Origin of the sequence: Streptomyces sp. NPDC127108 (assembly GCF_042677545.1) — a bacterium.
GTDB lineage: Bacteria > Actinomycetota > Actinomycetes > Streptomycetales > Streptomycetaceae > Streptomyces.
In genome coordinates this window covers 1-25,967 of sequence record NZ_JBHXTE010000044.1, presented here as the reverse complement: position 1 = coordinate 25,967, position 25,967 = coordinate 1, and the positions used below count along the sequence as shown (strand labels likewise).

General features: G+C 71.2%; 18 protein-coding genes. 13 read left to right on the top strand and 5 right to left on the bottom strand.

Features of this window, described 5'->3' with window-relative positions; genetic code table 11:
* Positions 1-56 precede the first annotated feature (56 nt).
* A complete protein-coding gene (locus ACFVHO_RS31105; RefSeq protein ID WP_385721870.1) occupies positions 57-3,218 on the top strand; it encodes an amino acid adenylation domain-containing protein in 3,162 nt (1,053 codons plus the stop codon).
* On the opposite strand, the gene ACFVHO_RS31100 is transcribed toward ACFVHO_RS31105, so the two are convergent.
* Positions 3,159-6,239, bottom strand: a complete 3,081-nt coding sequence (locus ACFVHO_RS31100; protein ID WP_385721868.1) for an AAA family ATPase — start codon at positions 6,237-6,239, stop codon at positions 3,159-3,161. The genes ACFVHO_RS31105 and ACFVHO_RS31100 overlap by 60 nt on opposite strands.
* Before the next feature lie 101 nt (positions 6,240-6,340).
* Between ACFVHO_RS31100 and ACFVHO_RS31095 the strand changes: the two genes are divergently transcribed.
* From ACFVHO_RS31095 to ACFVHO_RS31085, 3 genes are all read left to right on the top strand, one after another.
* Positions 6,341-9,490 carry an AAA family ATPase gene (locus ACFVHO_RS31095; protein WP_385721865.1) on the top strand — a complete coding sequence of 1,050 codons (3,150 nt, stop codon included), beginning with the start codon at positions 6,341-6,343 and terminating at the stop codon, positions 9,488-9,490.
* A gap of 198 nt (positions 9,491-9,688) precedes the next feature.
* On the top strand, positions 9,689-10,522 hold the full coding sequence (locus ACFVHO_RS31090) for a helix-turn-helix domain-containing protein (protein WP_385721862.1): 834 nt from the start codon (positions 9,689-9,691) through the stop codon (positions 10,520-10,522).
* Between the two features lie 72 nt (positions 10,523-10,594).
* Positions 10,595-11,260, top strand: a complete 666-nt coding sequence (locus ACFVHO_RS31085) for a hypothetical protein (protein WP_385721860.1) — start codon at positions 10,595-10,597, stop codon at positions 11,258-11,260.
* 45 nt (positions 11,261-11,305) lie between these two features.
* Here the strand turns inward: ACFVHO_RS31085 and ACFVHO_RS31080 are convergent, their stop codons facing one another.
* Together ACFVHO_RS31080 and ACFVHO_RS31075 are read right to left on the bottom strand one after the other, a co-directional pair.
* On the bottom strand, positions 11,306-12,871 hold the full coding sequence (locus tag ACFVHO_RS31080) for an alkaline phosphatase D family protein (protein ID WP_385721857.1): 1,566 nt from the start codon (positions 12,869-12,871) through the stop codon (positions 11,306-11,308).
* Positions 12,868-13,446, bottom strand: coding sequence for a phosphoesterase (locus ACFVHO_RS31075; RefSeq protein ID WP_385721854.1), 579 nt, complete (start codon positions 13,444-13,446; stop codon positions 12,868-12,870). The genes ACFVHO_RS31080 and ACFVHO_RS31075 overlap by 4 nt, the downstream gene beginning before the upstream one ends.
* A gap of 191 nt (positions 13,447-13,637) precedes the next feature.
* On the opposite strand from ACFVHO_RS31075, the gene ACFVHO_RS31070 reads away from it, so the two are divergent.
* From ACFVHO_RS31070 to ACFVHO_RS31055, 4 genes are all read left to right on the top strand, one after another.
* Positions 13,638-14,432, top strand: a complete 795-nt coding sequence (locus ACFVHO_RS31070; protein ID WP_385721850.1) for an SAM-dependent methyltransferase — start codon at positions 13,638-13,640, stop codon at positions 14,430-14,432.
* A 235-nt stretch (positions 14,433-14,667) separates the two neighbouring features.
* Positions 14,668-16,569, top strand: a complete 1,902-nt coding sequence (locus ACFVHO_RS31065; RefSeq protein WP_385721998.1) for a protein-arginine deiminase domain-containing protein — start codon at positions 14,668-14,670, stop codon at positions 16,567-16,569.
* 149 nt (positions 16,570-16,718) lie between these two features.
* Positions 16,719-17,366, top strand: coding sequence for an ATP-dependent Clp protease proteolytic subunit (locus tag ACFVHO_RS31060; RefSeq protein WP_385721847.1), 648 nt, complete (start codon positions 16,719-16,721; stop codon positions 17,364-17,366).
* A 44-nt stretch (positions 17,367-17,410) separates the two neighbouring features.
* Positions 17,411-18,013 carry a ClpP family protease gene (locus ACFVHO_RS31055; protein ID WP_385721996.1) on the top strand — a complete coding sequence of 201 codons (603 nt, stop codon included), beginning with the start codon at positions 17,411-17,413 and terminating at the stop codon, positions 18,011-18,013.
* Here the strand turns inward: ACFVHO_RS31055 and ACFVHO_RS31050 are convergent.
* Positions 17,988-18,851: an NUDIX domain-containing protein gene (locus ACFVHO_RS31050; RefSeq protein ID WP_385721844.1), complete on the bottom strand. Its 864-nt coding sequence runs from the start codon at positions 18,849-18,851 to the stop codon at positions 17,988-17,990. The genes ACFVHO_RS31055 and ACFVHO_RS31050 overlap by 26 nt on opposite strands.
* A 2-nt stretch (positions 18,852-18,853) precedes the next feature.
* Entirely contained in the window at positions 18,854-19,378 is a 525-nt protein-coding gene (locus ACFVHO_RS31045; RefSeq protein WP_385721994.1) for a helix-turn-helix domain-containing protein, read from the bottom strand.
* A gap of 484 nt (positions 19,379-19,862) precedes the next feature.
* On the opposite strand from ACFVHO_RS31045, the gene ACFVHO_RS31040 reads away from it, so the two are divergent.
* The 5 genes from ACFVHO_RS31040 to ACFVHO_RS31020 all read left to right on the top strand — a co-directional run bounded on the left by ACFVHO_RS31040 (position 19,863) and on the right by ACFVHO_RS31020 (position 25,915).
* Positions 19,863-20,294 (top strand): hypothetical protein, encoded by a 432-nt coding sequence (locus ACFVHO_RS31040; protein WP_385721841.1) that lies wholly within the window; start codon positions 19,863-19,865, stop codon positions 20,292-20,294.
* Between the two features lie 295 nt (positions 20,295-20,589).
* Positions 20,590-22,953, top strand: coding sequence for a protein translocase subunit SecD (gene secD / locus ACFVHO_RS31035; RefSeq protein WP_385721839.1), 2,364 nt, complete (start codon positions 20,590-20,592; stop codon positions 22,951-22,953).
* A 235-nt stretch (positions 22,954-23,188) separates the two neighbouring features.
* Positions 23,189-24,154: an AraC family transcriptional regulator gene (locus ACFVHO_RS31030; RefSeq protein ID WP_385721836.1), complete on the top strand. Its 966-nt coding sequence runs from the start codon at positions 23,189-23,191 to the stop codon at positions 24,152-24,154.
* Positions 24,155-24,423: 269 nt separating this feature from the next.
* Complete coding sequence (locus tag ACFVHO_RS31025; RefSeq protein ID WP_385721833.1) at positions 24,424-25,176, top strand: GAF and ANTAR domain-containing protein; 753 nt, start codon at positions 24,424-24,426, stop codon at positions 25,174-25,176.
* 13 nt (positions 25,177-25,189) lie between these two features.
* Positions 25,190-25,915, top strand: coding sequence for a GAF and ANTAR domain-containing protein (locus ACFVHO_RS31020; protein WP_385721831.1), 726 nt, complete (start codon positions 25,190-25,192; stop codon positions 25,913-25,915).
* Positions 25,916-25,967: the final 52 nt, after the last annotated feature.

Genomic DNA, 25,967 nt, shown 5'->3' with positions numbered 1-25,967 from the left:
TCACGATGACCGAGTCAACCACTACTCCGAAGGCCACGCACCCGATCGGAGCACCCATGGGCAACCGACAGACCGAGAGGATCTCCTTCCTGCAGGAGCAGATCTGGATTGCCGAACAACTCGCCCCGGACCGCAGCGTTTACGGAATACCCATGGTGATCCGTCTGCGTGGCGCGTTGGACACGGAACTCGCCGCGCGCTGCGTGACCGAGATCGTGCGCCGGCATGAGGTGCTGCGCTCCCGGGTGAGCGAGGAGAACGGTGAGCTGTACCTCGTCACAGATCCGCCGCAGCCCTTCGCGCTGCCTGTGTTCGACTTTCGCTCCCGGCCCGACGAGTGGCGTGTGTTCGTCGAGACCGCCGCTCGCGAGCCCTTCGACCTCGTGCACGGCCCGCTGCTGCGGGCTGCTGCGCTACGTCTTGAGGATGACGCCTACGCGTTCTTCCTCAACATGCACCACATCGTTGCGGACGGTTGGTCGCTGCGGCTGTTCTGGACCGAGTTCGCCGCGCTCTACTCCGCATGGCACGCGGGCGATGAGCCCGATCTGCCTGACCTCACCCTGCAGTACCGCGACTTCGCGGCCGAACAGCGGCGCATCACCGAGGACGGCGGGTACGGCGACGCGCTCGACGCGTGGGCTCGGGAACTGGCGGGTGCGGCGACGACCCTTGCACTGCCGGTCGATCACAGTTCAGGAGCGTCCCGGGAGTACCGGGGGGACGAGTTCACGACAGTGGTGCCAGAGCGGCTTCGGGCCGATGCCTACGCCTGCGCCAAGCGGCTCGGGGTCACGCCGTTCGCGATGCTCGGCGGTGTCTGGGGCGTGCTGCTGGCCCGCTACACCCGTCAGGACGACCTGCTGATCGGAACGCCTCTGGCCGGCCGGACCCGGCCCGAGTACCAGTCGCTCATCGGGCTGTTCGCCAACACCATGCCGTTGCGACTGCGGCTGGACGCGGACGTGCCCTTCGCCTCGCTGGTCCGCGAACTCCAGCTGAGTACTTTCGACGCGCTCTCTTCGCAAGACGCGCCTTTCACCGAGCTTGTCAAACGGGTCGACTCCAAACGCACCTCGCATGAGACCCCGCTCTTCCAGACGGCGTACTCCTTCGAGCAGTCCACGGAGTTCGAGGCCACGCTGCCGGGCTGCGTGGTGACGGAGCTGTACGAGTTGTCCAATGGCGGGGCCCGGCTCCGTCTCGGTCTCGGCGCTGTTGACGCGCTGGGGGAGCTGAGCCTTCAGTTCGAATACGACCGTGAGCTGTTCGACCCGGGCGCCATCGAGGCAATCGCCGAGAGCTACCTGGCGCTGCTCGGCGAGGCCGTGTCCCACCCCGAGTTCCCGCTGGGGGCGCTTCGCACGTCGACCGACGCCACGCCCGATCGGGAGCTCACCGGCCGGCCTGTGCCGGGGGACGAGCTGGCCCCCCTGCACGCGCTGTTCGAGCGACGGGTCCGGCAGAGCCCGGATGCGCCGGCGATCGAGCGTGAAGACGGTACTCCAGTCAGTTACGCACAGCTCAACAGCGAGGCCAACCGGCTCGCGCGGCATCTGCGTCAGCTGGGTCTTCGCACGGGCGAGCGGGTGGCGCTCGCCTTGCCTCATGCCTCCGCCTGGCCGTCCGCCGTGCTCGCCGTGCTGAAGGCGGGCGGGGCCTACGTTCCGGTGGCGCCGGACGCGCCCGGCAGCCGCAAGGCCCACGTCCTCGCCGAGACCGCGCCCCGCCTGGTGCTCACGGTCGCGGACCTTGCCGAGGACTTTGCCGGGGCCCACCATGTGCTCGCCCTCGACGATCCGACGGCTGCTTCCTCGATCGAGGCCCAGAGCGGTGAGGATCTCGAGGACATCGCCGTGACAGGACGTCAGGTCGCGTATGTCCCGTTCACCTCCGGCTCGACGGGAGTGCCCAAGGGCACCCTCGTCACCCATGCCAACCTGACCGCGTTCACCCGTGCCGCGGTGGACACGTTCGATCTGGGTCCGGAAGACAGGATGCTGCAGCTCGCCGCGATGACCTTCGACGTACATGTCGAGGAGTTCTTCCCGACCTGGCTGGCCGGTGGCTGCGTCGTCTTCTTCGATGGCGCGCTCGGCCGGACCGGCCCGGAGGAACTGCTGCACCTCCTCGGAGAGCGCGAGATCACCATATGTGAGCTCCCCACCGCCTACTGGATCGAAGTAGTGCGCCTGATCGACCCGGCTGTTGTCCCCATTCCGCAAACCATGCGGCGAGTGCTGGTCGGCGGCGAGCGCGCGCCGATCGAGGTCTATCAGCGCTGGTTGGACTTCGGGATTCCGCTCACCAATGTCTATGGGCTCACCGAAACTGCGGTGACCAGCACGACCTACCAGCCTGGTGCCGACTTCGACCGCGAGGCGCTGCCGATCGGACGACCCATGCCGCACGCCGCCGTCTACGTGCTCGACGCTTTGCTCGCACCGGTGGGACGCGGCGTGCCAGGGGAGATCTACCTGGCCGGCCCCGGCGTCTGCGACGGCTTTCTCAACCGGCCCGAGCAGACCGCCGAGCGCTTCTTGGCGGACCCCTTCGCGGCCGAGCCGGGCGCACGTATGTATCGCACCGGCGACCAAGGCCGCTGGACTGCCGAAGGTGACCTCGAATTTCTCGGCCGCGTGGACCGTCAGCTCAAACTGCGCGGTCATCGGGTCGAGCTCGCCGAGATCGAATCGGTACTCGACGGCCATCCGGACGTGGAGCGCAGCCTGGTCGTGCCTCGGCGCACCGAGGCTGATCCAGCGGCCGAGCTTGAGCTGATCGCGTTCCTGATCGGTGCGTACGCCGACGAGGCAACAGTCGCGGCGTACGTTCGTACCCAGCTTCCCCCACACCTGGTTCCGGCTCACATCTCAGTGGTTGAACGGTTCCCGCTCACCTCGCATGGCAAGGTCGACCAAGCAGCCTTGCTCGCGCTGCAGAGCCGCGAGCGTGCCGTCCCCGAGGAGGCGCAGGGCAGTGAACTCGAAGTCAGGGTCGCGGAGATCTACTGTGCGGTACTCAAAGTGCCGACGATCGACCTGCGGACGGACATCTTCGCGCTGGGTTTCCACTCCCTGGCCGCGCTGCGGCTCGTTTCCCGCCTCAAGAGTGTGTTTACGGTGCAAGTCCCGATTGCCGAGTTCTTCGTGGACTCCTCAGTCACCAACGCTGCCCGGCTGATCGTGGCGGCGGGGGCCGAGCAACCAGTCGGCTGACTGCGCCGTCGGCGCGTACGACCGAGGTTCTGCGCGGGGTCGTGCTGATTGCTGGGCAGGGGCTGGTGTCCACAGGGTTCGGTGGTCGTCCAGGCTGGAGGGGCCGGAGGCGGTCTGAGTGAGGCTTCCGTTGAGCCAGGCGGCGGTGAGTTCCCTCCGGGAGCGGGAGCCTGTGCGCTGGAACAGTCGTGTCAGGCGCTGTTCCACCGTCTTGGGGCTGCAGGCGAGTTCGGCGGCGATCTGCCGGTTGCTCGCGCCGTCGGTGACCATGCGCACCAGCCTGATGTCGAGTTCGGTCAGTTTCTGGTGGCCTTGGCGGAGTCTCGGTACGGGGATGTTGCGCTGCTGCGCGGCACGGGTGACTGCGGTGCGGAAGGGGCCTCCCAGGCCGAGGGTGTGAGCGTTGCCTACGGCCTCGGTCAGCCAGCGCCGGGGGTCGTCGGCGACGTGTGTCAGGCACAGGCAGCAGATGACGCTCAGGTGTACGTCGCCCCGGAGCTTGATCAACCGGTGGGCGGTCAGCGCGCTGTCCGCGTCGTGGTGCGCGATGCCGCGTGCGAGAAGGAGGGCCTCGTGGGTCATGGGGGTGGCTGCCTCCCCGTGCAGGGTTTCCACTTCCTCCAGGGCCTGTTGGACCGTGTACGGCTGGTCCGAGTGGGCGGCGAACGACAGGATGCGCAGCAGCAGTCGCTCGACACCGGCGAGCTGGCCGTTCTTTCGTGCCTGCCGAGCGTCGTGCCAGGCTTCCTCCAGCGCCTCCTCTCGTCGGCCCGACCTGTACCGGACCGCCAGCCGCGCCCGGGCGGCCAGGGGATGAGTGAGGGTGTCGGGGACCAGGTCGAGCCACGTTGTGGCGCGTGCGACGTCCCCGCGCGTGCAGTGGATCTCCGCGGCCAGCGCCCGTGGCAGGTGCGGGGTGCCCACCGCCGCGTGGGTGCGGCTACGCACCTCGATGCGGCGGGCGGCCGCCAGAGCGGCGTCCCAATCCCCTGACAGATAGTCGCGCACCATGCCCCGGTACTGGACGGCGATGCCCTCGGGTGCCGCGGCATACCGGTCGCCGAGGACTGCTGCGAGAGCGCCGGCCAGGTCCGCGTATGCGGCGGCGCTGCGCAGCTGGTCCAGGGTGTGGTCGTCGATGGCGTCAGGGGGCATGTGCTGCCGCGCGCGGCTCAGTTCGGTGTGGCTGCCGACCGCGGCGGTCATCAGGTGGAGTTCGGTGGGCTTGGGCAGCGGCATGCGGCGGTGTCCGGGACCGGAGGTGTCCAGGATGTGGTGTGAGGCCTCTGTCGACCGAGCTGACAGCGGGCCGATGCCGTAGAGGCCGCCGAGTGCCGCAAGCCCGGCCGCGGCGGGAAACCGGCCGGCGACCTCACCCAAGCGACGGTGGACGTTATCGGCGCAAGGGGCTCGGTGTTCGTGAAGGGCTGCCCACACCCATGCGGCGGCAACGCTCGACAGGCCGGCCGCTTTCTCGACGCCCTCGGTGTGTTCGGTATGCGGTGGGTCCAGGAGAGCAAGCAGCGGCTTACCGAGCGCCAAGAGGCCTTCGTGATCGCCGTGCCGCAGACTCAGGCTGCTGGCCTCGTGGAGCACACCACGGATGCGCTGGTCCTGTGGTGTGAGCCGGTGAAGCGCGGCCGCGTAAGCGCGGGCCGATCGGGGCCAGTTGGTCCTGGCCTCCTGGCGGGCTGCGGCCAGCAGCAGCGGCACGGCGAGGGCATCGTCCAGGCGCGGGCCGCAGGCTGCGACGCGATCGGCCAGCCTCGGGTAGCCGCGGCCGGTGGCTTCGGCACCGAGCTCGTCCGCCAACTGCTTGACGTACCGAGCGGAGTTGCCCTGCACGTCGCTCTGGATGGGCAGGGTCCGCAAGGCCGCGGCGAGCGCCGGGACGGCGAATGACAGGCGGCCCTGCGGGTCCACGGTCAGGATCCCGTCCTTGATCAGGTGGTCCAGCGCGTGCTCAAGGGACCGGGCTCCGGCAGACGGCATCATCGTGAACGCGTCATCGACATGCACTTCGGCGTGGTCCAGTACACAGGCGGTGACGATCGCCGCCTCGATGGTCTCGGAGTCCGCCGACGTGTCGGGCCATCCGAACCGGAGCAGCTCGGCCGTCCCAGTGGTCAAGCGCAGCCGCTTGTCCGGCAGCGTGAGGCATAACCGACCGTCGAGTTCCACCAGGTCCTGCTCGTCCAGCGCGTCGAGCACCGACAACACGGCGCGGGGGTTGCCCGCCAGCGTGCCCAGCGCCCGCGACACGGCATCCGCCAACGCGGATTCGGCCGGAAGGCCGAACCGCCGTGTGACGTGGACGTCGACGAGCGTGGCGACATCGGCAGGCTGCAGAGGGGGCAATTCGAGGACCTGGTCAGCCGCGGCCGTCAGCCGGGCGCGGCCGGGTTCCGCCGCAGGCCCCGGCCGCCCGGCCATCACCACGGGTACGCCTCGCGGGCGGAAGACCCGCAGCAGCAGCGCCAAAGCATCGGCACTGCGCTGCGGCATCCGTTCGACGCCGTCGACAACCAGCGCGAACGGGGTCTGGCGGAATGCCTCCATCAGTACCTCGGAGAAGGCGGACAGCGCGCTCGCCGAGCCCTCCCGCACGGCGGCGCGCAACTGTGCTCGGCGGGCTGCCGTGAGAGGCGGCAGGCAGCCGTCGGGATCCTCGACGGTCAGGCCGCAGCCCGCGTCGAGGACGCAAGCGTCGGCCGTGTCCTCGGAGTCCTCGTCTTCCCAGCCGAGCCTCACCACCGCGGCGCCGTCCTGGGCTGCCGCACGCCGCGCCTGCTCCAGTACCGCGGTCTTGCCCATCCCTGCCTCTGCGGTGACCAGCAGAACACGGGCCGCTTCACCGGTGGCGCGCAGGACCCCCACTACGTCACGGACCGCGCCGTCCCTGCCGATGACCGCTCCACGCTGTTGCCGCACGGTGCCGCTCCGCCCGTTCTCCTCAACCCCGAGGAGAGATGGCTCCTGAAAACTTTCCGTTCCCTTTACCTGGCCGGAAATGAACGGCACTCCTGGAGCCGGAAGTTGGCGTGCACAGGCCCTGGCGGTGTGGCCGTGTTCCTGTCCGCCCGGGCATATGCCTGAGCAAGGAAGTACCGCACAGTGGCTGCGTGATCGGACACCAACGAACTGATCCGCCGGGGTACGCGCGCAGGCCTGGCCTGCACCGACGACCGTCTGATCAGCCCATCCGCTGGGGTACGCCCGGGGGCCTGGACCGCACCGACGACCGTCTGATCGGCCGCGAGAGTGAGTCGGAGAAGATCCACGACTTGCTCAACGATCTTGACGGCCCGCGCCTCGTGCTCATGCGGGGCGAACACGGTGTGGGACGCAGTGTGTTCCTGAAAGCGGTTGGCAAGCGACTGCGTGCACGAGGGACCGCAGTGCTTGCGGTGCCCTGTGTTCCTGGCGACGGTGAACAGCCTCTGCTGCTGGCCCTGCGGCTGGTCCTGGCACTCGAAGAGCACCGATCCGCCTCGCCACGGCAGCGGCCGACCGGAGAACTGGTTACTCGGGCGCTGTCCGCTTTCGACAAGCGTGACCCGACGGCGATGCACGCACTGCTTCACGCCTCCCTCATCCAGGCCACGCCGCTCGCCGTCATGGTCGACGACCTCCAGCATGCCGATCCCGACTCCCTGGCCGTACTGTGCCGGATCGACTTCTCGCGGCTCGCGCCCGGTGTCCGGCTGGTGGTTTCCGCAGCGCGGCACGTCGCGCCGGGCCCAGGGGGCACGAGAGAGGGCGCGCCGGACGCCGTCGGCTTGGGCACCTCAAGCAAGGAACGGAAGGCCGGGGCGGCCCGGGCACCAGGCTGCGACGGTCCGGCCGGGCTCCTAGAGAGGCTGGCCGGTATCGAGGGGGTCCGCACGGTGGAGCTGTCCCCGCTGGGGCCGGATGACGTCACCGCGCTGGTCGCGCGGTGGTTGGGGGCGAAGCCCGACGCCGTCCTCGCCCGGCGGGTAGGCGAGTTGACCCGTGGCATCCCGGGGGCGGTCGACGCCCTGCTCGCGGGCTGGACTTGCCGTGGCGGGATCCGGGTCGCCGACGGTCACGCCTTCCTTGGCGCCAGGACGCCGATACCAGTGCTGCCGGACGACAATGCGTTCGTCACGGCAGTGGACGCGCTGGGTGAGCCGTATCGTGCGGTGGCTGCGGCGTTGAGCATCCTGGGGCCGCTCGGCCGGCCGGCCCTGCAGCTGACCGCGGCGTGGGCCGGCCTGTCCGTCGACGCTGCCTACGACGGTGTCCGCCGCCTGGTCGAGGCGGGCATCCTCGATCAGGTGCCCGGACCGGACGGCGCCACGGTAGAGGGCTGGACGTTCCGGTTGCCACTGACAGAGCACACCGTCCGGGAGCGGCTGAGCCCGGTGGACCGCAGCCGGTTGTCCGCCGCGGCGGTCGAGGTCCTCTGGAAGGACGCGGACGCGGAGAGCGCCGGATGTGTGATCCGCCCGGCGCCGGGTCTTCTCGACGAGGCGAACGCTCTGGCCTACCGGGCAGACCGGGTCGCGGACGCGGGCAGCCGGGTGGACCGGGAGCGTGCGGTGGCCGAACTGACGGCTGCCGCACGGCGGATGTTGCCCGGCACCGGTGACGGGCGGGCTCTGCTGTGGTTGCGGGCGGCCCGTGACCTGATCGAGCACGCCGACGTCCGCGATCTCGTCCTCCAGCAGTACGGGACAACTGCCTACCTGGCCTGCGACTATCCCACCGGACGGGACGCCGTGGAATCGCTCCTGCGCGACCCGGGACCGGCGCTGAGCGATCTCGATCTGCAGGAGGCCGCCTGCCTGGTCGTCGCGGTCACCGCCAACCAGCACGACTGGACCACCATGTCCCGCCTCGCCACCACCTACTGGTGGGACCGGCTGCCGGTGCCCGCCCTGGCCAAGGTGAGCGGCCAGGCCCTGGCCCTGTGCCACCTCTCGCGATGGCAGCAGGCGGCGGAACTGCTCCAGCGCACCGAGACGGTGTGGAACACCTGCCCACGCGCCCGCGCGGCACCCGCCCAGTTCAGCGCCCTGGCCGACCTGGCCATGGGCCGGCCGGAACCCTATCGGCTCGAACTCACCCTGCAAGACGCCCCCGAGCTGCCCCCCGGCAAGTTGTACTACCTGACCGGCGGCATGATCGACACCCTGCTCACCGGCTACGACCTCGACGGGGCCACCACCCTGCTGGCCACCGCCGGCCTGACCGAACACATGCTGCCCCCGCTCAGCCAGTTCCTCTTCCACCACCTCAGCGGCCGATGGGACCAGGCACTGGACACAGCCCGCTGGCTTCTGGCCCACAACGAGATCCGGTCCACCCCGGCCGCGGACCACTCCCTGCTCCCCGCGCGCACCGCCGCCCTGCTCCTCGCCCAGGGCCGTGTCACCACCGCGCTGCACCTCGTCGAGGAAATGCGCGGCCCCGACGCGAGCCCGCCGCAATGCGCGCTGCACGCGTCGGAAGCCGAACTGCACATGGCCCTCGGCGACATGGACGCAGCCGAGAAGACACTGCGCCGTGGGCTCGCCGCTGCACGGGAGCACGACCAGATCTACGGCACTGAGGAGCTGTGGGCCCTGCTGGCCGAGGTGACAGTCGAGGCCGGACGCACCGCTGAGGCGGCGACCTGCCTGGAAGGCCTGGGGCAGTTCGCCTCCCGCACGGGCAGCGGGCGGGCACAGCTCAGGTACCTGCTGGCCTCGGCCCGGGTCCTGCGCCAGGAGGCCCCCGACACCGCCCGCGACCACCTGCGCGAGGCGGTGAACCTGGCCCGCTCCCGCGGCCTGCCCTTCGAGACGGCGACCACCCTCCTGGAAGCCGCCGACGGGGGTGCGGGCCCGGGCAAGTCCCTGTACGAGGCATACGAACTGTTCGGCATGACCGGTGCCACCCTGTGGCGCTTCCACACCAGGACCATGCTGCGCGAGGCCGGACTCGCCATCCCCGGCCGCAAACAGGCCACCGCCGAGAACGACCACCTGCTCGCCACCTTGCTCGCCGAACAGCTCACCACCCGCCAGATCGCCACCATCCTGCGACTCAACGAGGACGCGGTCGTCGGACGCCTGACCCGGCTGCTCGCCCGCACCGGAAAGCGCTCCCGCACCGAACTCGTTGCCGCCGTCCTCACGGGCACCCTCGACTCCCTCAGACATAACCGGGCCCTTGACCCGCGAGCCACCCGGCTGCCCACTCCCACAGCCGTCCGACGAAGCTGGGCAGCGGACACGACGGTTCGCGATCAGTTTCCCTGTACTTAGCCGCTCAACGACCGAGACAGCCTAAACAGCCGATCACTCCTGCCAGCATGGTCACCGGCAGCAGCCGTGGAATTCGACGGTCAATGCAGCCCTGAGGCTGACGGGCCTGGCTCCTGTCACTCCTCGTTTCCCCGACCTCACGCAAGGAAAAACTACGTGATAATTACGTGGCGAGACCAATCCTTTCGGGAACTCGTTGTGGAAGAGCGAGTCGCTGGACACGACAGCGGCACCTGGACGTACCAATTGCCGGATCAGTGGTTCGGTATCGTCACGCCAATACGAGGTGTGTGTGAAATTGAAGGTCGAGAGGATCACGGTTGGCTACGTACCATGCTCAGGCCTGGAGAGGTCTGCCGGGTCGCACCCAACAACCTGATCCGGCTCAGCAGGACACCGCCCAGACTTCTCCCGTTCGAAGTCGTTTGTATCCAGCTTTCCGCAGAATTCCTTCAGCGAGCACTGGACACGCACGCCACCGCTCCTGTCCGTGATGTTTCGGAATTGCAGACACTGCGCGCCTTCGATCCGCATGTCGCATCCATGGCGCAAACTCTGCTTCACGCCCGAAAGACAGGTGCAGGAGAGCGCTATGCCCTGAGTGCGGCCCACTATCTGGCTGAATATCTACTCCATCCACGCCGCGACGCCTCACCGCGTACCGGAGGTCTCAGCCCGGAACAGCTGCAAACGGTGACAACATTTATGAGCGCGAATTTCTCCTCGAACATCACGCTTGATCAGCTTGCCAAGGAAGCAGGGCTCAGCCGGTACCACTTCCTGCGTCGTTTTTCCGCAGCCACCGGAAAGACACCTCTGCAATACCTCACCGAGCTACGCATCGAAGCTGCATGCTATCTGCTCGCAGTAGACAATGACCCAGTATCTCAAGTCGGTAGGCGCTGCGGTTTCCCCAACCCGGAGCACTTCGCCCGCGTGTTCCGTAAGCACGTTGGATGCGCGCCATCGCAATACCGGCAGCAAGGGCAGCATGCCTCTTCCCCTTGGGCGGGTGTCACCGCATCGTCGTGACACGGATCCACCGTGGCACAGGTGGGACAGTCGCGTACAGTCGCGTTACGGGGGAAGCAGGAGAGGGTCAGCGTGGCGCAGCAGCTCATGTCGTACCGGGTGGACTACACCAGGAACGCACCGCAGGTCGTGAACTGGCGGCCGCCCCAGAAGCCGCGCGACGGCGGTGAATTGGCGTGGCTGCGCCGGGACCACGAGTCCGGCCACGGCCCTGGAGCGTCGGGGGGCGGGCAGCACACGTCCGCACGCGGCTTCGACGTCACGGTGGACGGCACGCCCCCGATGGCCCGCGTCCGCACCGAGCGGCAACTGGGGCGCGGACACGCCGTATACCTGGTCGATGACGGCCATGGCGCCCCGCTCGGCCGGATCACCTACCGCCGCCGCCCCTTCCGTCGGACCGAGTGGACCGTGGAGCCCGCCGTGGGTCCGGTCGTCCGGGGTCGCAAGGGCCGGCTGTTCTGGTGGGCGGTGTGGTGGCCCTGCGGCATGATGCTGAGCTGGGTGAGCATGATCGTGGCCGTACTCGGCGAGGGCGACGGCGGTTTCGGCCCGCCCCGCCGGGTGACCTGGCGCGATGAGTCCCACCGCAGGCAGTTCGTCTTCCGCGGCATCGCCGATGAGTACCAGGTTCTGGAAGAGGGCTGGGATCCCCGGTTGGTGAGCGCGCTCGTCGGCCTGCACCAGTCCTTCGACCCCTCGGACGGGGCGCCGTCGGGGGGTTGGTACAGGGGGTGAGCGCGCCCCGGCAACCGGGCCGGGGCGCGCTCACGTGCCGTCGTGCTAGTCCCTGCGGTACTGCGCGGGCGAGTTCTTCGTCTTCTCGTCCTCGTACGACCCGGCCTTGCCCCGGTCCACGTGGAACGTCGTCAGCGTGCTGACGGGCGACCGCGGGTCTCGGCGGTCGCCGATGACCCGCATGTGGGCGCTGAACCGCTCCGGCGTGACCTCGTACACGTCGTAGCCGTACCGGTTGCCCTCGAAGTACTTCAGGTGCGGGTTGGCCTTGCCCATGACGGGGCCGTTGGCCGCGTTCCAGTCCGCGGAGTACGCGCCGGACGTCACCGAGTGCGCGGTGAACTCCGTGCCCACCAGCGGGGACTCTGGCTCGTCGAAGTCGGTGCGGACGTCGTCGACGAACGCCGAGTGCCAGTCGCCGGTGATGACGACCAGGTCCTCAAGGCCGCTCTTGTGGACGTGCCCGAGGACGTCCTTGCGCTCGGCGAGGAACCCGTCCCACTGGTCGGTGAACATGTACGAACCGCCCGGCTTGCCCCGGAGTTGGCTCAGCATGATCGAGTTGGCCCAGACGTGCCAGGCGTCGGGGGCGCGGTCGACGGTCTTCTTCAGCCAGGACTTCTGCTCGGCGCCGAGGATCGTGCCGTCGGGCAGGTTCTGCGCCGAGCGGTAGGAGCGCAGGTCGAGGACGGCGAGTTCGAGCAGATCGCCCCAGCGGCGCACGCGGTGGATCTCCGGGTCCGGCAGGGCGGACCCGCCGAAGGAGTCGCGGTGCGGCATGTGCTCGAACCACGCCTGGTACGCGGCCGCGCGGCGCCGCATGAACGGCGCGCCGCCCCCGGTGCCGCTGTAGTCGTTGACCACCTCGTGGTCGTCCCAGGTGAGGAACCACGGGTGGGCCGCGTGCGCCTCCCGCAGCGATTTGTCGCCCTTGTACAGTGCGTGCCGTTTGCGGTAGTCGCCGAGGGTGAGGATCTCCGGGCCGTCGTGGTCGCGCACGTGTTTCTCGGGTACGCCGCCGACCTGGCCGTGTTCGTAGATGTAGTCGCCGAGGTGGACGACGAAGTCGACCTTCTCGCGGGCGATTCCGCGGTGCGCCGCGTAGAAGCCGTCGTGGAACGCCTGGCAGTTCGCGGCGGCGAAGGTCACCTTGGAGACCCGGCCGCGCGGCGCCGTCTTCGTACGCCCGACGCGGCTGGTCCTGCCGAGGGCCTTGAACGCGTACCAGTAGTGGCGCCCGGGCGCGAGGCCGCTGACCGGCACGTGCACGCTGTGGCCGAGCGTCGCGGACGCGGGCGCGGTGCCGCGGGCGACGACGCGCCGCAGCCCCGGGTCCTTGGCGACGACCCAGTCGACCTCGACGACCTCGGGCAGTCGCTGCTCCACGGCCAGTGGCTCGGGCGCGAGTCTGGTCCACAGGAGCACCGAGTGCGGCTGCGGATCACCGGAGGCCACGCCGAGCGTGAAGGGCGCGCGGTCGTACTCGGCGCCCAGGTTCTCGGCCGCCTCGCGGGCCTGCGCCGGGGTCAGGCCCGAGGCGAGCGGCCAGGCGAGGCTGAGCGCGCCGGCGGCCGCGGCGGACTTGAGCAGGTCACGGCGGTTGACGGTCATCGGCGGGCTCCGGCGGGCTCGAGGGTGAGGGAAATGGCGTCCGCGTAGCCGTCGTTGGAGGTTCCGCCGCCGCTGCGGGTGAAGACGAGGAGGACCCGCGCCGAGCGGGCCGAGGGCGGCACCGCCGCCTCCGCCGTGCGCTCCAGGAGCCCCGTGCGGCCCTCGCGGTCGGCCGCGCCGACGGGACCGAGGACGCTGAGGGCGACCGGGGTGCCCTTGGCGTCGCGGAACTCCACGGAGAGGCGCGCGCCGTCCTCCTGCGTCGCGAAGCCGCCGAGCCACGCCGTCACGGTGTACCGCACCTTGCCCGCGTCGACGGCGCGCCGCCCCGTCGGGCCGCTCCGGGGCAGGGAGATGTCCTGGACCAGCGTGGTCCGCGGGCTGTTGCCGCCCGAGAAGAAGCGGCTGCCGCGCCGGGCGGGCCCGGGGTCCGACGGGGTCGGGTAGCCCCCGCCGAGGCTGTAGGCGATGAGCGCCGGGGCTCCCTGGGCGACCTTCCAGCCGCGGACCGTCGGGACGGGGTCGGCCGTGCCGCCCGCCCCGCTCTCCGCGTCGCCGTTGACGACGAGATTCACGCACGCCTCCTGTTGATCGGTGAGTTGAGCGCGGTCAGCCCACCAGCCCCGTATGAACCAGGAGAAGCGTTTCGGCGAATTCTGTTACCGGCCCGGCCCCGGCGCCGGGGTCCCCTCCGTTCCCGTGACGCCGCGACCACAGCGGGCTAGGTTGAGGGCGGCACCGGGCCGTCCGACCAGGGGGAGTCGTCATGTCGTACGACGTATCGCTCATCAACAGCAACGTGCCGCACTCGGCCCGCATCTGGAACTACTGGCTGGGCGGCAAGGACTGCTACGAGGTCGACCGCCGGGTCGGCGACGAGATCCGGGAGGCCAACCCGGAGATCACCGAGATCGCCCGCGCCCAGCGGGCCTTCCTGGCGCGCGCGGTGACGTACCTCGTCGCCGAGGCCGGGATCCGGCAGTTCCTGGACATCGGCACCGGGCTGCCCACCGCGGACAACACCCACGAGGTCGCCCAGCGGACCGCCCCCGAGTCCCGGATCGTCTACGTAGACCACGACCCGATCGTCCTCGCCCACGCCGCGGCCCTGCTCACCAGCGCCCCCGAAGGCGCGACCGACTACATCCAGGCCGACCTGCGCGACCCCGGCACCATCCTGGAACGCGCCGCCGCGACCCTGGACTTCACGGAGCCCGTCGCGCTCATGCTGCTCGGCATCACCGCCCACCTCACCGACGACTCCGCGTACGAGGTCGTGGCCCGCCTGACCGACGCCCTGCCGTCCGGCAGCCACCTCGTCCTGTGCGACGACACCGAGGTGATCCGGCCCGAGCAGATGCGCCGGATGATCGAGCAGTGGAACGAGGCGGGCGACAACCCGCGGGTCAACCGCAGCCCCGAGGAACTCGCCCGGTTCTTCGACGGCCTGGACCTCGTCGAGCCCGGCCTCGTCTCCGTGTCCCGGTGGCGCCCGGCGCCCGGCGGATCCGAGCCGCCCGCGGAGGTCGACGACTTCGGGGGCGTCGCCCGCAAGCCCTGACCTCGATCACGGTCACCGTCGCGATCACGATCACGGTCACGGTCACGGCCGCGGTCGCGGTCGCGGTCGCGGTCGCGCGGCAATTTTCATCTCTTCCTCCGGCGCATCAACCTCCTGCGCCCGAGATGACTCTTCCTTGGCAACGGCCCCGCCTTGACCCATTGACCAGGGGGCCAGAACAAGGAGGGGAACTGTGCGCACGCACAGATGGAGAAACGCCGCCCTTGCCACCGGCATGGCCGGAGTGCTCGCCGCCACCGGAGCGACCGCCATGGCCGAGACGGGCAGCGCCCCGGCCACGCCCCAGGTGCCCGACCTGCGCGCCGACGTGAACCGTGACGGCAGCGTCGACGTCGACGGCACCACCGACTCGGCCGGTGAGAACACCTGGACGGCGACCCGGGGCGCCGTCGTCCTGCCGAACGTCGACGACGACGCCAAGCGCTGCCCCGTCAAGGACGCGCAGGGCCAGCCCCTGACGGACGCCAAGCTGGCCCGCTGCAACGACGCCTCGGACACCAAGGTCAACGGCGCGCGCGACGCCGCCGACCTGGCCCGGCTGAAGACCGTGCCGCTGCCCAGGACCCCCGCGGGCAGCCACGGCACCGTCAAGACGGTCGGCACCGGCGCCAAGAAGTCCCGCCTCTTCATCAAGCGCGAGGGCCGCTGGTCCCTGCTGCGGCCCACCGACAAGCTCACCACCAAGGAGCTGCGCGACGGCGTCGAGCTGGGTGTCGAGGCGACCGACGTCGTGCGCGACGCGGCGAAGTGGAACGGAGAGGTGAAGGTCCGCTTCACCGTCACCGGCGGCGGCACGTCCCGCTCCGACGACGTCGTGCTGCGCACCGCACCCGTCCTCACCCACCACCACCTGCAGCGCACCGAGGAAGTCCTCGTCACCGAGGTGCAGGGCCAGGGCCCCTACAGCCGCGCCCAGCAGAAGTTCGTCAAGGACCTCGCCAAGAAGGTGAAGGACGCCGGGATCAGCAAGCCCATGACGAAGTTCACCAAGTACGCCGACCCCTGGGCGCAGGACTTCGTCGAACCGGCCTACGCGAGCGTGCCGGGCCCGGGCGGCAAGCAGCACACCATGCGCGTCCTCATCCGCTCCGCGCAGCCGGACCGGGACGCCGGACGTGAGCTGTTCGAGAAGCTGCGCGGCCCGGACGTCGGCGTCGTGCAGGTCAACGGGGTGCGCGAGAGCGAGGAGTGGACGCTCAACTCCATGGGCAACCTGGAGACCATTCCGCCGTACACCCTGAACGGCAAGAGCTACCCCGCCGGACGCATCATCCAGGGCTACCGCGCCGACTCCGGCTCCAAGCCCGCCAAGGCGATGCGTACGTTCCTGAAGTCCCAGGGCGTGCAGGCGCCGCTGCTGCTCGACACGTCCTGGCTGTCGGTCGGCCACGTGGACGAGTTCGTCCAGTTCCTGCCCGCGGACACCCCGCGCGGCTGGCGCATAGGCGTCGCCGACCCGGCCATGGGTGTGGAGCTGCTCGCCAAGGCCAAGCGGGACGGTCACGGTGGCAAGAAGATGTTCTCCGTGCCGAGTTCCCCCGACGTCCCGGCGCCCAAGGAGACCATCGACAAGGTCCTCGCCTCGTCGAAGTTCCATGCCGACAACAAGCTGGCGGCCGAGCGCATCAAGGCGAACCTCGACATCCTCAAGCGCGAGACCGGCATCACCGACGACGAGATCGTCAAGGTGCCCGGCCTGTTCACGCGCGACGGGGACGAGAGCAGCTCCCTCAGCGACAGCCGCAAGCTGCGCCGCATGGGCCCCGACCGGCTGCAGAAGTTCAATCAGCTGCGCGGCGCCGACGAGCAGAAGGACCGCGGCGGCGACGGCGCCACGGCCCGCCGGGCTCCCACCCGGACGCACAGCGCGTACGTGCCGGGCGCCGTCAACGGAGTCCTGCTCAGCCCGACGCGCTACCTGGCGCCCCAGCAGTGGGGTCCGGTCATCGGCGGCCGTGACATCTTCACCGACGCCGTGACCTCCGTGTACGCCAAGGCGGGCTTCAAGACGACCTACATCGACGACTGGTACACGTACCACCTCGGCATGGGCGAGGTGCACTGCGGCACCAACACACTGCGCGACGCCACCGCGCCGTGGTGGCCCAAGGCGTAGGGCCGTCCTCGCGGGACCGGCGCGCCACCACGGGCGCCGGTCCCGCCTCTGCCGTCGGCGAATCTGCCGACGGCCGAGAAACGGGCCGGGCCGCCTCCTCACGATCCACAGTGGTCTCACCGACCGCACCACGACGAGGAGGCCCCGAGATGACACCGCCGCACACCGACTGGCCTGCGCACCCGCGCGCCGAGGACGGGGACACCCCCGCCAACCGCTTCGACGACCAGCTCGCCGCGCAACTGCTCGGCCAGCGCATCGTGTTCCTCGGCACCCAGGTCGACGAGGTCTCCGCGAACCGGGTCTGCGCCCAGCTCCTGCTGCTGTCCGCCGAGGACCCGCGCACCGACATCAGCCTGTACATCAACAGCCCCGGCGGCGGCGTGCACGCCGGGCTCGCCATCTACGACACGATGCGGCTGATCCCCAACGACGTGTCCACCCTCGCCATGGGCTTCGCCGCCAGCATGGGCCAGTTCCTGCTCACCGTCGGCACTCCGGGCAAGCGGCACGCGCTGCCGAACGCGCGCATCATGATGCACCAGCCCTCGGCGGGCGTCGGCGGCACCACCGCCGACATCGCGATCCAGGCGGAGAACCTGGAGTTCACCAAGCGGACCATGGAGCGGATCACCGCGGAGCACACCGGGCAGTCCCCGGAGACCATCGCCCGCGACGGCGACCGCGACCGCTGGTTCACGGCCGAACAGGCCAAGGAGTACGGCATGGTCGACCACGTGGTGACGTCGCTCGCCGACGTCCGCCCGGCGGCCTCGAAGCGACGGATGGGGCTGTAGAGATGAACCACTCCACGAAGCACACGGGCCCGCACTCGATGACCATGAGCCAGTACACGATCCCGACCGTCGTCGAACGCACCGCGCAGGGCGAGCGCGCGTACGACGTCTTCAGCCGACTGCTGTCCGAGCGGATCATCTTCCTCGGCACCGAGATCGACGACGGCGTCGCCAACGTCGTCATCGCCCAGCTCCTCCACCTGGAGTCGGCCGCCCCGGAGCACGAGATCGCGCTCTACATCAACTCGCCCGGCGGCTCCGTGACCTCCCTCATGGCGATCTACGACACCATGACGTTCGTCGGCGCGCCGATCTCCACGTTCTGCGTCGGCCAGGCCGCCTCCACCGCGGCCGTGCTGCTCGCGGGCGGCGACCCCGGGCGGCGGTTCGTCCTGGAGCACGCCCGGGTGCTGCTCGGCCAGCCCGCCAGCGGCGGACAGCAGGGCACCGTGTCGGACCTGAGCCTGCATGCCAAGGAAATGGTCCGGATCCGCGCCCAGGTGGAGGAGGTCCTCGCCCGGCACACCCACCACGACGTGGCGACGCTGCGCGCGGACACCGACCGGGACAAGGTCTTCACCGCGCACGAGGCGGTCGCCTACGGACTCGCCGACGAGGTCGTCAGCCGCCGGGCGGTGACGGTGTGAGCGGTGGCGGTGAGGGTGGTGCTGGTCCGGGCTGTGCCGGTGTGGGCGCTGCTGGTCCGAGCGGTGCGGCCGACCCGTACCGGGTGACGACCGGCTCCAGATAGTCGGCGAGGTCGGCGTGCGGCCCGGTCAGCTCCGCCAGTTCGGCCCGGGAGCCGACGAGCGCGATCCGGTCGAGCTCCGGCTCACGGCCCCGGGCCGTCTCGGCGGACACCAGGGCCGCGAAGCGCTCGCGCAGCAGTGCGGCAGGGAGGGGCGGAGCGAGGAACAGGACGCCGACACCGCCGTGCGCCCCGCGCGTCACGAGCCACAGCCGGAGCTCCTCGGGCGCCGACTCGACGCCGGTCTCCTCGGCCAGCTCCCGGGCGGCGTGCCCGCGCAGCGCGGCCACGTCGAGGACCCGGCCGTCGGTGGGTGGCTCCATGGAGCCACCCGGCAGCAGCCAGCGGCCGGGCGCGGACGTCGACCGTCCCATCCGGCCCACGAGCAGGCGGCCGTCGCCGGTCGGCTGCACGACGTCGACGAAGAGCGCGGGCAGGCGCGCGGTGGCTCCCGGGACCCACCGCAGCGCGTAGCGCCGGTACGTCGTCCTGGCCCAGGTGATGACCACTCCGTGCGGCCCCTCCCGGGTCAGCCCCGCGCACGCCGCCACCGGCCCGTCGAAGAGGCTCGGGTTGGCCAGGACCGCCTCGTCCCAGAGGCGGTCCATGGCGAGGCGCTCCCACGGCGGCGGCTCGGGCGCGGGCGTCTCCACGAGACGGACGCGGCGCACGTCCAGGAGCTCGACGCCGGGCGGGGGCGACGCCGGACCGGTCGTCCCGGCCGGGGTCGGGGGCACCCCTAGGCGGCGAGCCGCAGCTGGGCCCGGTGCGAGCCCTGGTTCGTGGTGCCCCGCGGTGCCGTGAGGGGGGTGGTGACGACGGACACCGCGCGCTGCTGGGGCGCGGCCGCCGGATGCTGCCGGGCCGTTGCGGCGGGCGCCGCGGCACGCTGGTCCCGGGAGCGCGGGCGCCGTGCCGCGGCGAGCAGTTCGCCGTGGGCCAGCGCGAGCAGGTCGGCGAGGTCGAGGCCGAGGGCGGCCGCCGCCGCGGCGAGTACTTCGGAGGACGCCTCCTTGCGGCCGCGCTCCACCTCGGAGAGGTACGGCACCGAGATCCGCGCCGCGTCCGCGACGTCCTTCAGCGTGCGTTCCTGGGCGCGGCGTTCGCGGCGCAGGACGTTCCCGACGAGGTGGCGCCACAGGGGCTCTTTGGGGGCGGGGCCGGGGGTGGCGCCAGGGGCGGGGGCGGTGGCCGGGGCTGCCATCGGCGCGGTGGCCTCGGGATCCCGGGCCGGACGGGCGGGGCGCGCGGGCCGCAGGGGGATGACGCGGGCGGCGGCCCGGCCCGCCTGGTGCGGAGGGCTCGTGGGATTCGTCGGGTTCGTCGCGTGGCTGCTCACGGCTTCAGGTTAGGAGTGGTGTTCCCGTGGTGGTCGGCGTTCTGCCGATGGCGTAGCGCGTTCTGCCAAGGGCGAAGTCCGTGGGAGGGGCTGGGGGAGGGGTCCTGGATGGGGCCGGGGGAGGGGAAGGGGGAAGTCCTGGGGCGGGCGCAGTGCGTGGCCGGGCCCCGGGGCCGGACATGGCGACACGTCCTCGTCCGCGACACGTCGGCGTACATCGGCTTGCGCCGGCGGGAACCTAATCAATTGCCCCGCGCGTTGAAGCGGTTGGCGCACCACGCGCCCACTGCACACCGACCTCGCACCGACCGGACGTACCCACCGCTCACCGAGCACGTACCCACCGCTCACCCACCGACCGCCGCCGACCAGACGCCGCCCCGGCACCGACTCGACCAGGAGGCCCCGCGTGCCGTATCGCACCCGGTCGGCTCGGCTGGCCGCGTCGCTGCTCTCGGCCGTCGTCGCCGTCCTGGCGTTCGCCGTTCCCTCCCGCGCCGCCACAGCGGCCACGGGACCCGCCGTCCAGGCCTGGACGGCGGCGGCACAGGCGAGCGGTCCGCACACGGGCAACTCCCCCGGCCAGCAACGCCCCAGGGCACACGGCCCGTACGCCTCGTCCGGCCAGGACACCCCGCGCGCCGTCCACGCGACCGTCGCGCACCTCCACCAGGCCCACGTCCCGCACCCGCCGTACCCCGGCGCAACCGGCCCCGGTGCCGATCGCGCGCCGCTGCGGGCCCTCGGCGGACCGGACGCACTCCCGAGTACCTCCACACCGTCCACGCGATTCGCGGACGCCGCGCCCGAGCCGCGCGGACCCCCGTCCCGACGGAGCTGACGACACCCTCACCGGACGCCGCCCGACAGGCCGGACCGCCGGGGCGCGAGCCTGCCCCGCGCCCGGACCGTCCCCGGGGCCGTCCGCCCTTCGTCATGCCTTCATGACTTCCTCGTGAACCGCACGGACCTGTGGACCACGCGGACCCGTGCATCTCACGGACCCGTGGACCGCACGCACCTGTGCACCTCACGGACTCATGGCCTCACGGACCCATGGACCGCCCGGACCGGCGGGCCTCGCCGCCCCCTGGACATGCCGCTCCCGTGGGTCCCCGTGGATGTGGAGAACTCCCATGCCCCGCGCACCCTTGTGGCGGGCGATCGTCGCGCTCGTCGCCGTCGCCGCCTCGCTGTACCTAGCCCTCACCCAGTCACCCCGCCTCGGCCTCGACCTCAGAGGCGGTACGCAGATCGTCCTGCAGACCAAGGACTCACCCACCGTCGAAGCCGACGCCGACGCCACCCGCAGGGCCCTGGAGGTCCTGCGCCAGCGCGTCGACGCCCTCGGCGTGTCCGAGCCGAGCCTCGCGCAGGCCGGGGACCGGCGGATCGTCGTCGAGCTGCCGGGGGTGCGCGACCCCCGCGAGGCCTCCGAAGTGATCGGCCGCACCGCGCAGCTGACCGTGCACCCGGTGACCGGCGAGACCGACCGGAAGGGCTCGGCCGGGCCCGCCGCGGACGGCTCCCGCACCCTGCCCGACCCGGACCGGCCCGGCGGCTATGTCGTCCTCGGTCCGACCGCGCTCACCGGCGAAGGAGTCAAGAACGCCGAAGCGGCCTTCGATCAGCAGTCCATGAACGGCTGGCACGTCATGCTCGACTTCCGCGGCAAGGCGGGCGGCGACTGGGCGCGCGTCACCGGCGAGGCCGCGTGCGCGCCGCAGGGCGCGCCCGAACGGCGCGTCGCCATCGTGCTCGACGGCAAGGTCATCTCGGCGCCCGGCGTGAACGCGGACGTGCGCTGCGGCACCGGCATCACCGGCGGCAGCACCCAGATCACCGGCGGATTCGACGAGGGCGAGGCCCGGGACCTGGCAGCTCTCGTCAAGGGCGGGGCCCTGCCGGTGCCCGTCGACGTCGTCGAACAGCGCACCGTCGGCCCCACGCTCGGCGCCGAGGCCATCGCCGCGAGCACCCAGGCCGCCCTCATCGGCCTGGCCCTGACGGCCCTGTTCATCACCTTCGTCTACCGGCTCCTCGGCGCGCTCGCCACGGTGGCGCTCGCCCTGTACGGACTCATGTCGTACGCGGCCCTGCTCGCGATCGGCGCCACGCTGACGCTGCCGGGACTCGCCGGATTCGTGCTCGCGATCGGCATGGCGGTCGACGCGAACGTCCTGGTCTTCGAACGCGCGCGGGAGGAGTACCTCGGCGCCCGCGCCACCAACCCGGACGCCCGCGACCGGGGCGCCGGGGCCAGAAGCCTCCCCAAGGCCCTGCACACCGGCTTCACCAAGGCCTGGAGCGCCGTCATCGACTCCAACGTCACGACGCTGCTCGCCGCGGGCCTGCTGTTCACCTTCGCCACCGGACCGGTGAAGGGCTTCGGCGTGACGCTGTCCATCGGCGTCCTGGTGTCGATGGTGTCCGCGTTCGTCGTCACGCGGGTGCTCGCCGAGACCGCCGTCCGCCGCGGGTTCGTGCGCCGCCGCCCGCGCCTCACCGGCCTCGCCACCACGGGCCGGCTGCGCACCCTCCTTGCCCGCCGCGAGCCGCAGATCGTGCGGCACCGGCGCCGCTGGCTGGGGGCGAGCACCCTGCTCGTCGCCGTGGCCGTCGCGGGCATCGCGCTGCGCGGACTCGACCTGGGCGTCGAGTTCACCGGCGGGCGCCTCGTCGAGTACAGCACCAGCAAGCAGGTCGACGCCGACACCGCGCGCAAGGCCGTCGCCGACGCCGGTTTCCCGCGCGCGGTGGTGCAGGAGTCCGGCTCGGACGACATCACCGTACGCACCGGTGAACTCAGTGACGCCGAACAGGAGAAGATCAAGGAGGCCCTGGCGGAGAAGGGCGGCGGGCGGGCCACCGTCGAACGCGACGAACGCATCGGCCCGAGCCTCGGCGACGAACTGCGCCAGAAGGCGCTCATCGCCCTCGGCATCGCCGTGGCCGCCCAACTGATCTATCTCACCGTCCGGTTCCGGTGGACGTTCGCGTCGGCGGCCGTCGCCGCGATGGTCCACGACGTGCTGTTGGTGGTGGGCCTGTTCGCGTGGCTCGGCAAGACCGTCGACAGCGTCTTCCTCGCGGCCGTGCTCACCGTCATCGGCTACTCCGTCAACGACACGGTGGTCGTCTTCGACCGCATCCGCGAGGCCCGGCGCCGCGACCCGCGCGCCGACCTGGCAAGGACGGCCAACACCGCCGTGATCAGAACGCTGCCGCGCACGGTGAACACGGGCATGGGCGCGCTGTTCGTCCTGGCCGCCCTCGCGGTCCTCGGCGGCGACTCGCTCGCCGACTTCTCGGTGGCGCTGATCGCCGGTGTCGTCGTCGGCGTGGCGTCGACGGTGTCCGTGGCGGTTCCGGTCGCGGTGTCCCTGGAGCGCCGCAACCCGGCCTCGCCGAGGGGGCGGTCGACGCCGCAGAAGCAGGACCGGCCCGCCAGTCCCCTGGAGGCCCGGCGTCGGCAGCGCGGTACGGGGGCGGTGGTCTGACTGACGCCTTGAGGGGAAGCCGCGGCGCGATCGCCCCCTGATCGGGCCGTGGCCCCGTCCTCGACCGCCGGGCGGGCGGGTCTCCTCCCAGCCCGGCACAACTGTTGTCGTTCGGCCGCCGTTTGACAGGCGAGGGGTGGATTCGGGCGGGCGGAGGGCGGGACACTGGTGGAGGCGTGGCTCCGCGTCGGGCGGGCGCGTCCGCAAGAGCCCGCGAACGACCCGGGGAACCGTCATGGAGAACCTCGAATTCGACAGCGAGGATCTGGAACTCACTGAGGACTTCCTCAGCAGGGCCTACACCCGGATGGCGATCGGCGGGGACGCCGAGCGCACCCGGGCGCGGGTGTCCCGCAGCATGCTGGGACCGGTCAGCCTGGACGACCTGGAGTTCGACTACGACATGAGTCACGACGCCCAGGTCCTGGACCGGATCTGCCTGTGCAGCGTGCACGCGGGCAGCATCGTCCGGCAGTTCTTCCCTGACGGCGAGGAGGGCTGTTTCGGCCCCGGGGACGTTTTCCTGTACACCCCGCAGGACCGGCGGTACGCGGGGGTCATCCGCCAGTCCCGTTACAACCTCATCATGTTCCAGCAGGACTTGCTGGCCCGGGTCGCCGCCACCGTTCCCGGCCGCGCGCCCGGACCGGTGCGCCTGACCGGGGACCGGCCGGTCTCCCCGGCGGCGGGGCGGCAACTGCGGCAGACCATCGCCTATCTGCACGACACCCTCTGCACCGCCGAGAGCCCGGCACACCACCCGCTGCTGGTCTCCGCCGCCACCCAACTCCTTGCGGCCAGCGTGCTGAACACCTTTCCCAGTACCGCGTACGCCGACCCCACGGCCGCCGACCGCAGGGACGCGCATCCGGTCACCGTGCGCCGGGCCGTCGCCTACATCGACGCACACGCCCAGAGCGGCCTCAGCCTCGCCGACATCGCCGAGGCCGTCCACGTCAGCATCCGTACCCTCCAGTGCGCCTTCCGCCGTCATCTGGACACCACACCGATGGCGTACCTGCGCCGGGTCCGTCTCGCCCACGTTCACGCCGAGTTGCTGAGCGCCGACCCCCGCAGCGGCACCACGGTCACCGCCGTGGCCGCACGGTGGGGATTCCTCCAGCCCGGCCGGTTCGCCGCCGCCTACCGTGCCGCCTACGGCCGGCTCCCGCACGAGACCCTCCTGCACCACGGTCCGTGAGGCGTCACGCGGGCCCGACGGGCCGCGCGGGAGAGGGGCATGCCCGCAGGGACGGAGGGCCTGCCGCGCGAAGTCTGCGTTTTCTGCATGCCCGACGCCGAATGCTGCGGCGGGGGCATGTCGCAGCAGTCCGGAACCGGACTTGACTGGACCGGGCGCGGCAGAGCGAACGGCGCCGGGGCCGCACGCCGGGTCCCACTGGACCGGTGCCGACGGCGGCCGGCTTCGGTGACACGTCGCTCTGCCGTCTCTCAGGTTCGGGGGTCCGAATGTCTGTCACGGAACACGAAGTGCTGGTCGCCGAAGCCGTGCTCGAGCTGGCGTGCCACGCGGACGAGGGCGGTGTGCTGGACCTGCTGCACGACCTCACCACGTTCATGGTCACCCTGCTGGAGGTGCGGGGAGCCGGAACAACCGTCATGGACGAGGCGGGACGGGTGGACTACCTCACGGCCTCCGACGAGGTGTGCAGGGAACTGGAGGAGGACCAGCTCGAACTCGACGAGGGGCCGTGCGTGGACAGCGTCCGCAGCGCCGGAGTGCTGGCTCCTGTCGCGCTGGGTCCGGGCAGCGCCGGAGCCGTGCGCTGGCCCCGATTCGCCCCGCGGGCGCTGCGCGCCGGTTTCGCAAGCGTCGCCGCGGTGCCGCTGCGCGCCGGAACGCACATGCTCGGCGCCGTCAACCTGCTGAGCGCCGCCCCCGGTGCGCCATGCGCGCAGGACATGCGCCTGGCACGGATCCTGGCCGACGCCGCCGGATCGTGGCTGGGGCACCAGCAGTTGCTGCACACCAAGGACGAGCTCATCGATCAGTTGCAGACGGCACTGAACACTCGCATCGTGATCGAACAGGCCAAGGGCGTACTCGCGGCCCGGCTGGGCATCGGCGTGGACGACGCCTTCCACCGGTTGCGTTCCCACGCCCGCTCCCGGCAGCAGAAACTCAGCGATGTCGCCGCCCGTGTGGCGAGCGGCGACGACTTGCCGGAGCTGAACGCTCCACCCCGACATGCCGGGGGGTGACGAGCGTGGCACCTTGGGCGGCTCCGCACCGCCCGGCGGCAGCCTGGACTCGCTCCTGGACCGTGTGGCCCGTGCCGCAGGTACCGCACTCGGGCTGCGGGCCGTGCCCACCGGCCTGGTCCGGCTGCTTGGCCTGGACGCTCTCACCCTGAGCGCGATCACCAGCAATGACCTGCCGGAACTGGTGTGGAGCGAACCACCCGAGGGCCTGGGCCCCGCACTGGAGGAACTGCAGTTCGCCGTCGGCGACGGCCCCACCCTGGAAGTCGCCCGTCAGGGCTGCCTGCTGGCCGAGCCGGACCTGACCGTCACCGACCCCGCCCGCTGGCCCGCCTTCCTGCCGGTCGCCGCCCGCACCTCCGTCCGCGCCGTCACCGCCGTCCCCCTCCTGCTCGGCATCGCCACCGTCGGCGTACTGACCGGTTACCGCACCACAGTCGGCGCTCCGACCGGCGCTGACCTCCGCGACCTGAAACGCCTGTCCCGGGCCCTGTTGCCCCTGCTGTTGGACCCGACCGGCGCCATCCTCGCCGACGAGTCCGGACCGCGGCCCGACCTCGTGCTGCACCGCGCGGAGGTCCACCAGGCCACCGGCTACCTCGCTGGCGGGCTCGGTCTGTCCCCGTACCAGGCCTTCCTCAAGCTCCGCTCCTACGCCACCGCTCACGGCGTCCCCCTGACCGCCCTTGCCCGCGCCCTGCTCTCCGGGCACCTGCTCCCCGACGTCCTCGACCATTGACGACCCCGCGCCACCGAGGCCGCCTCCGAACGGCAGAAGGCCGGTGTTCCGG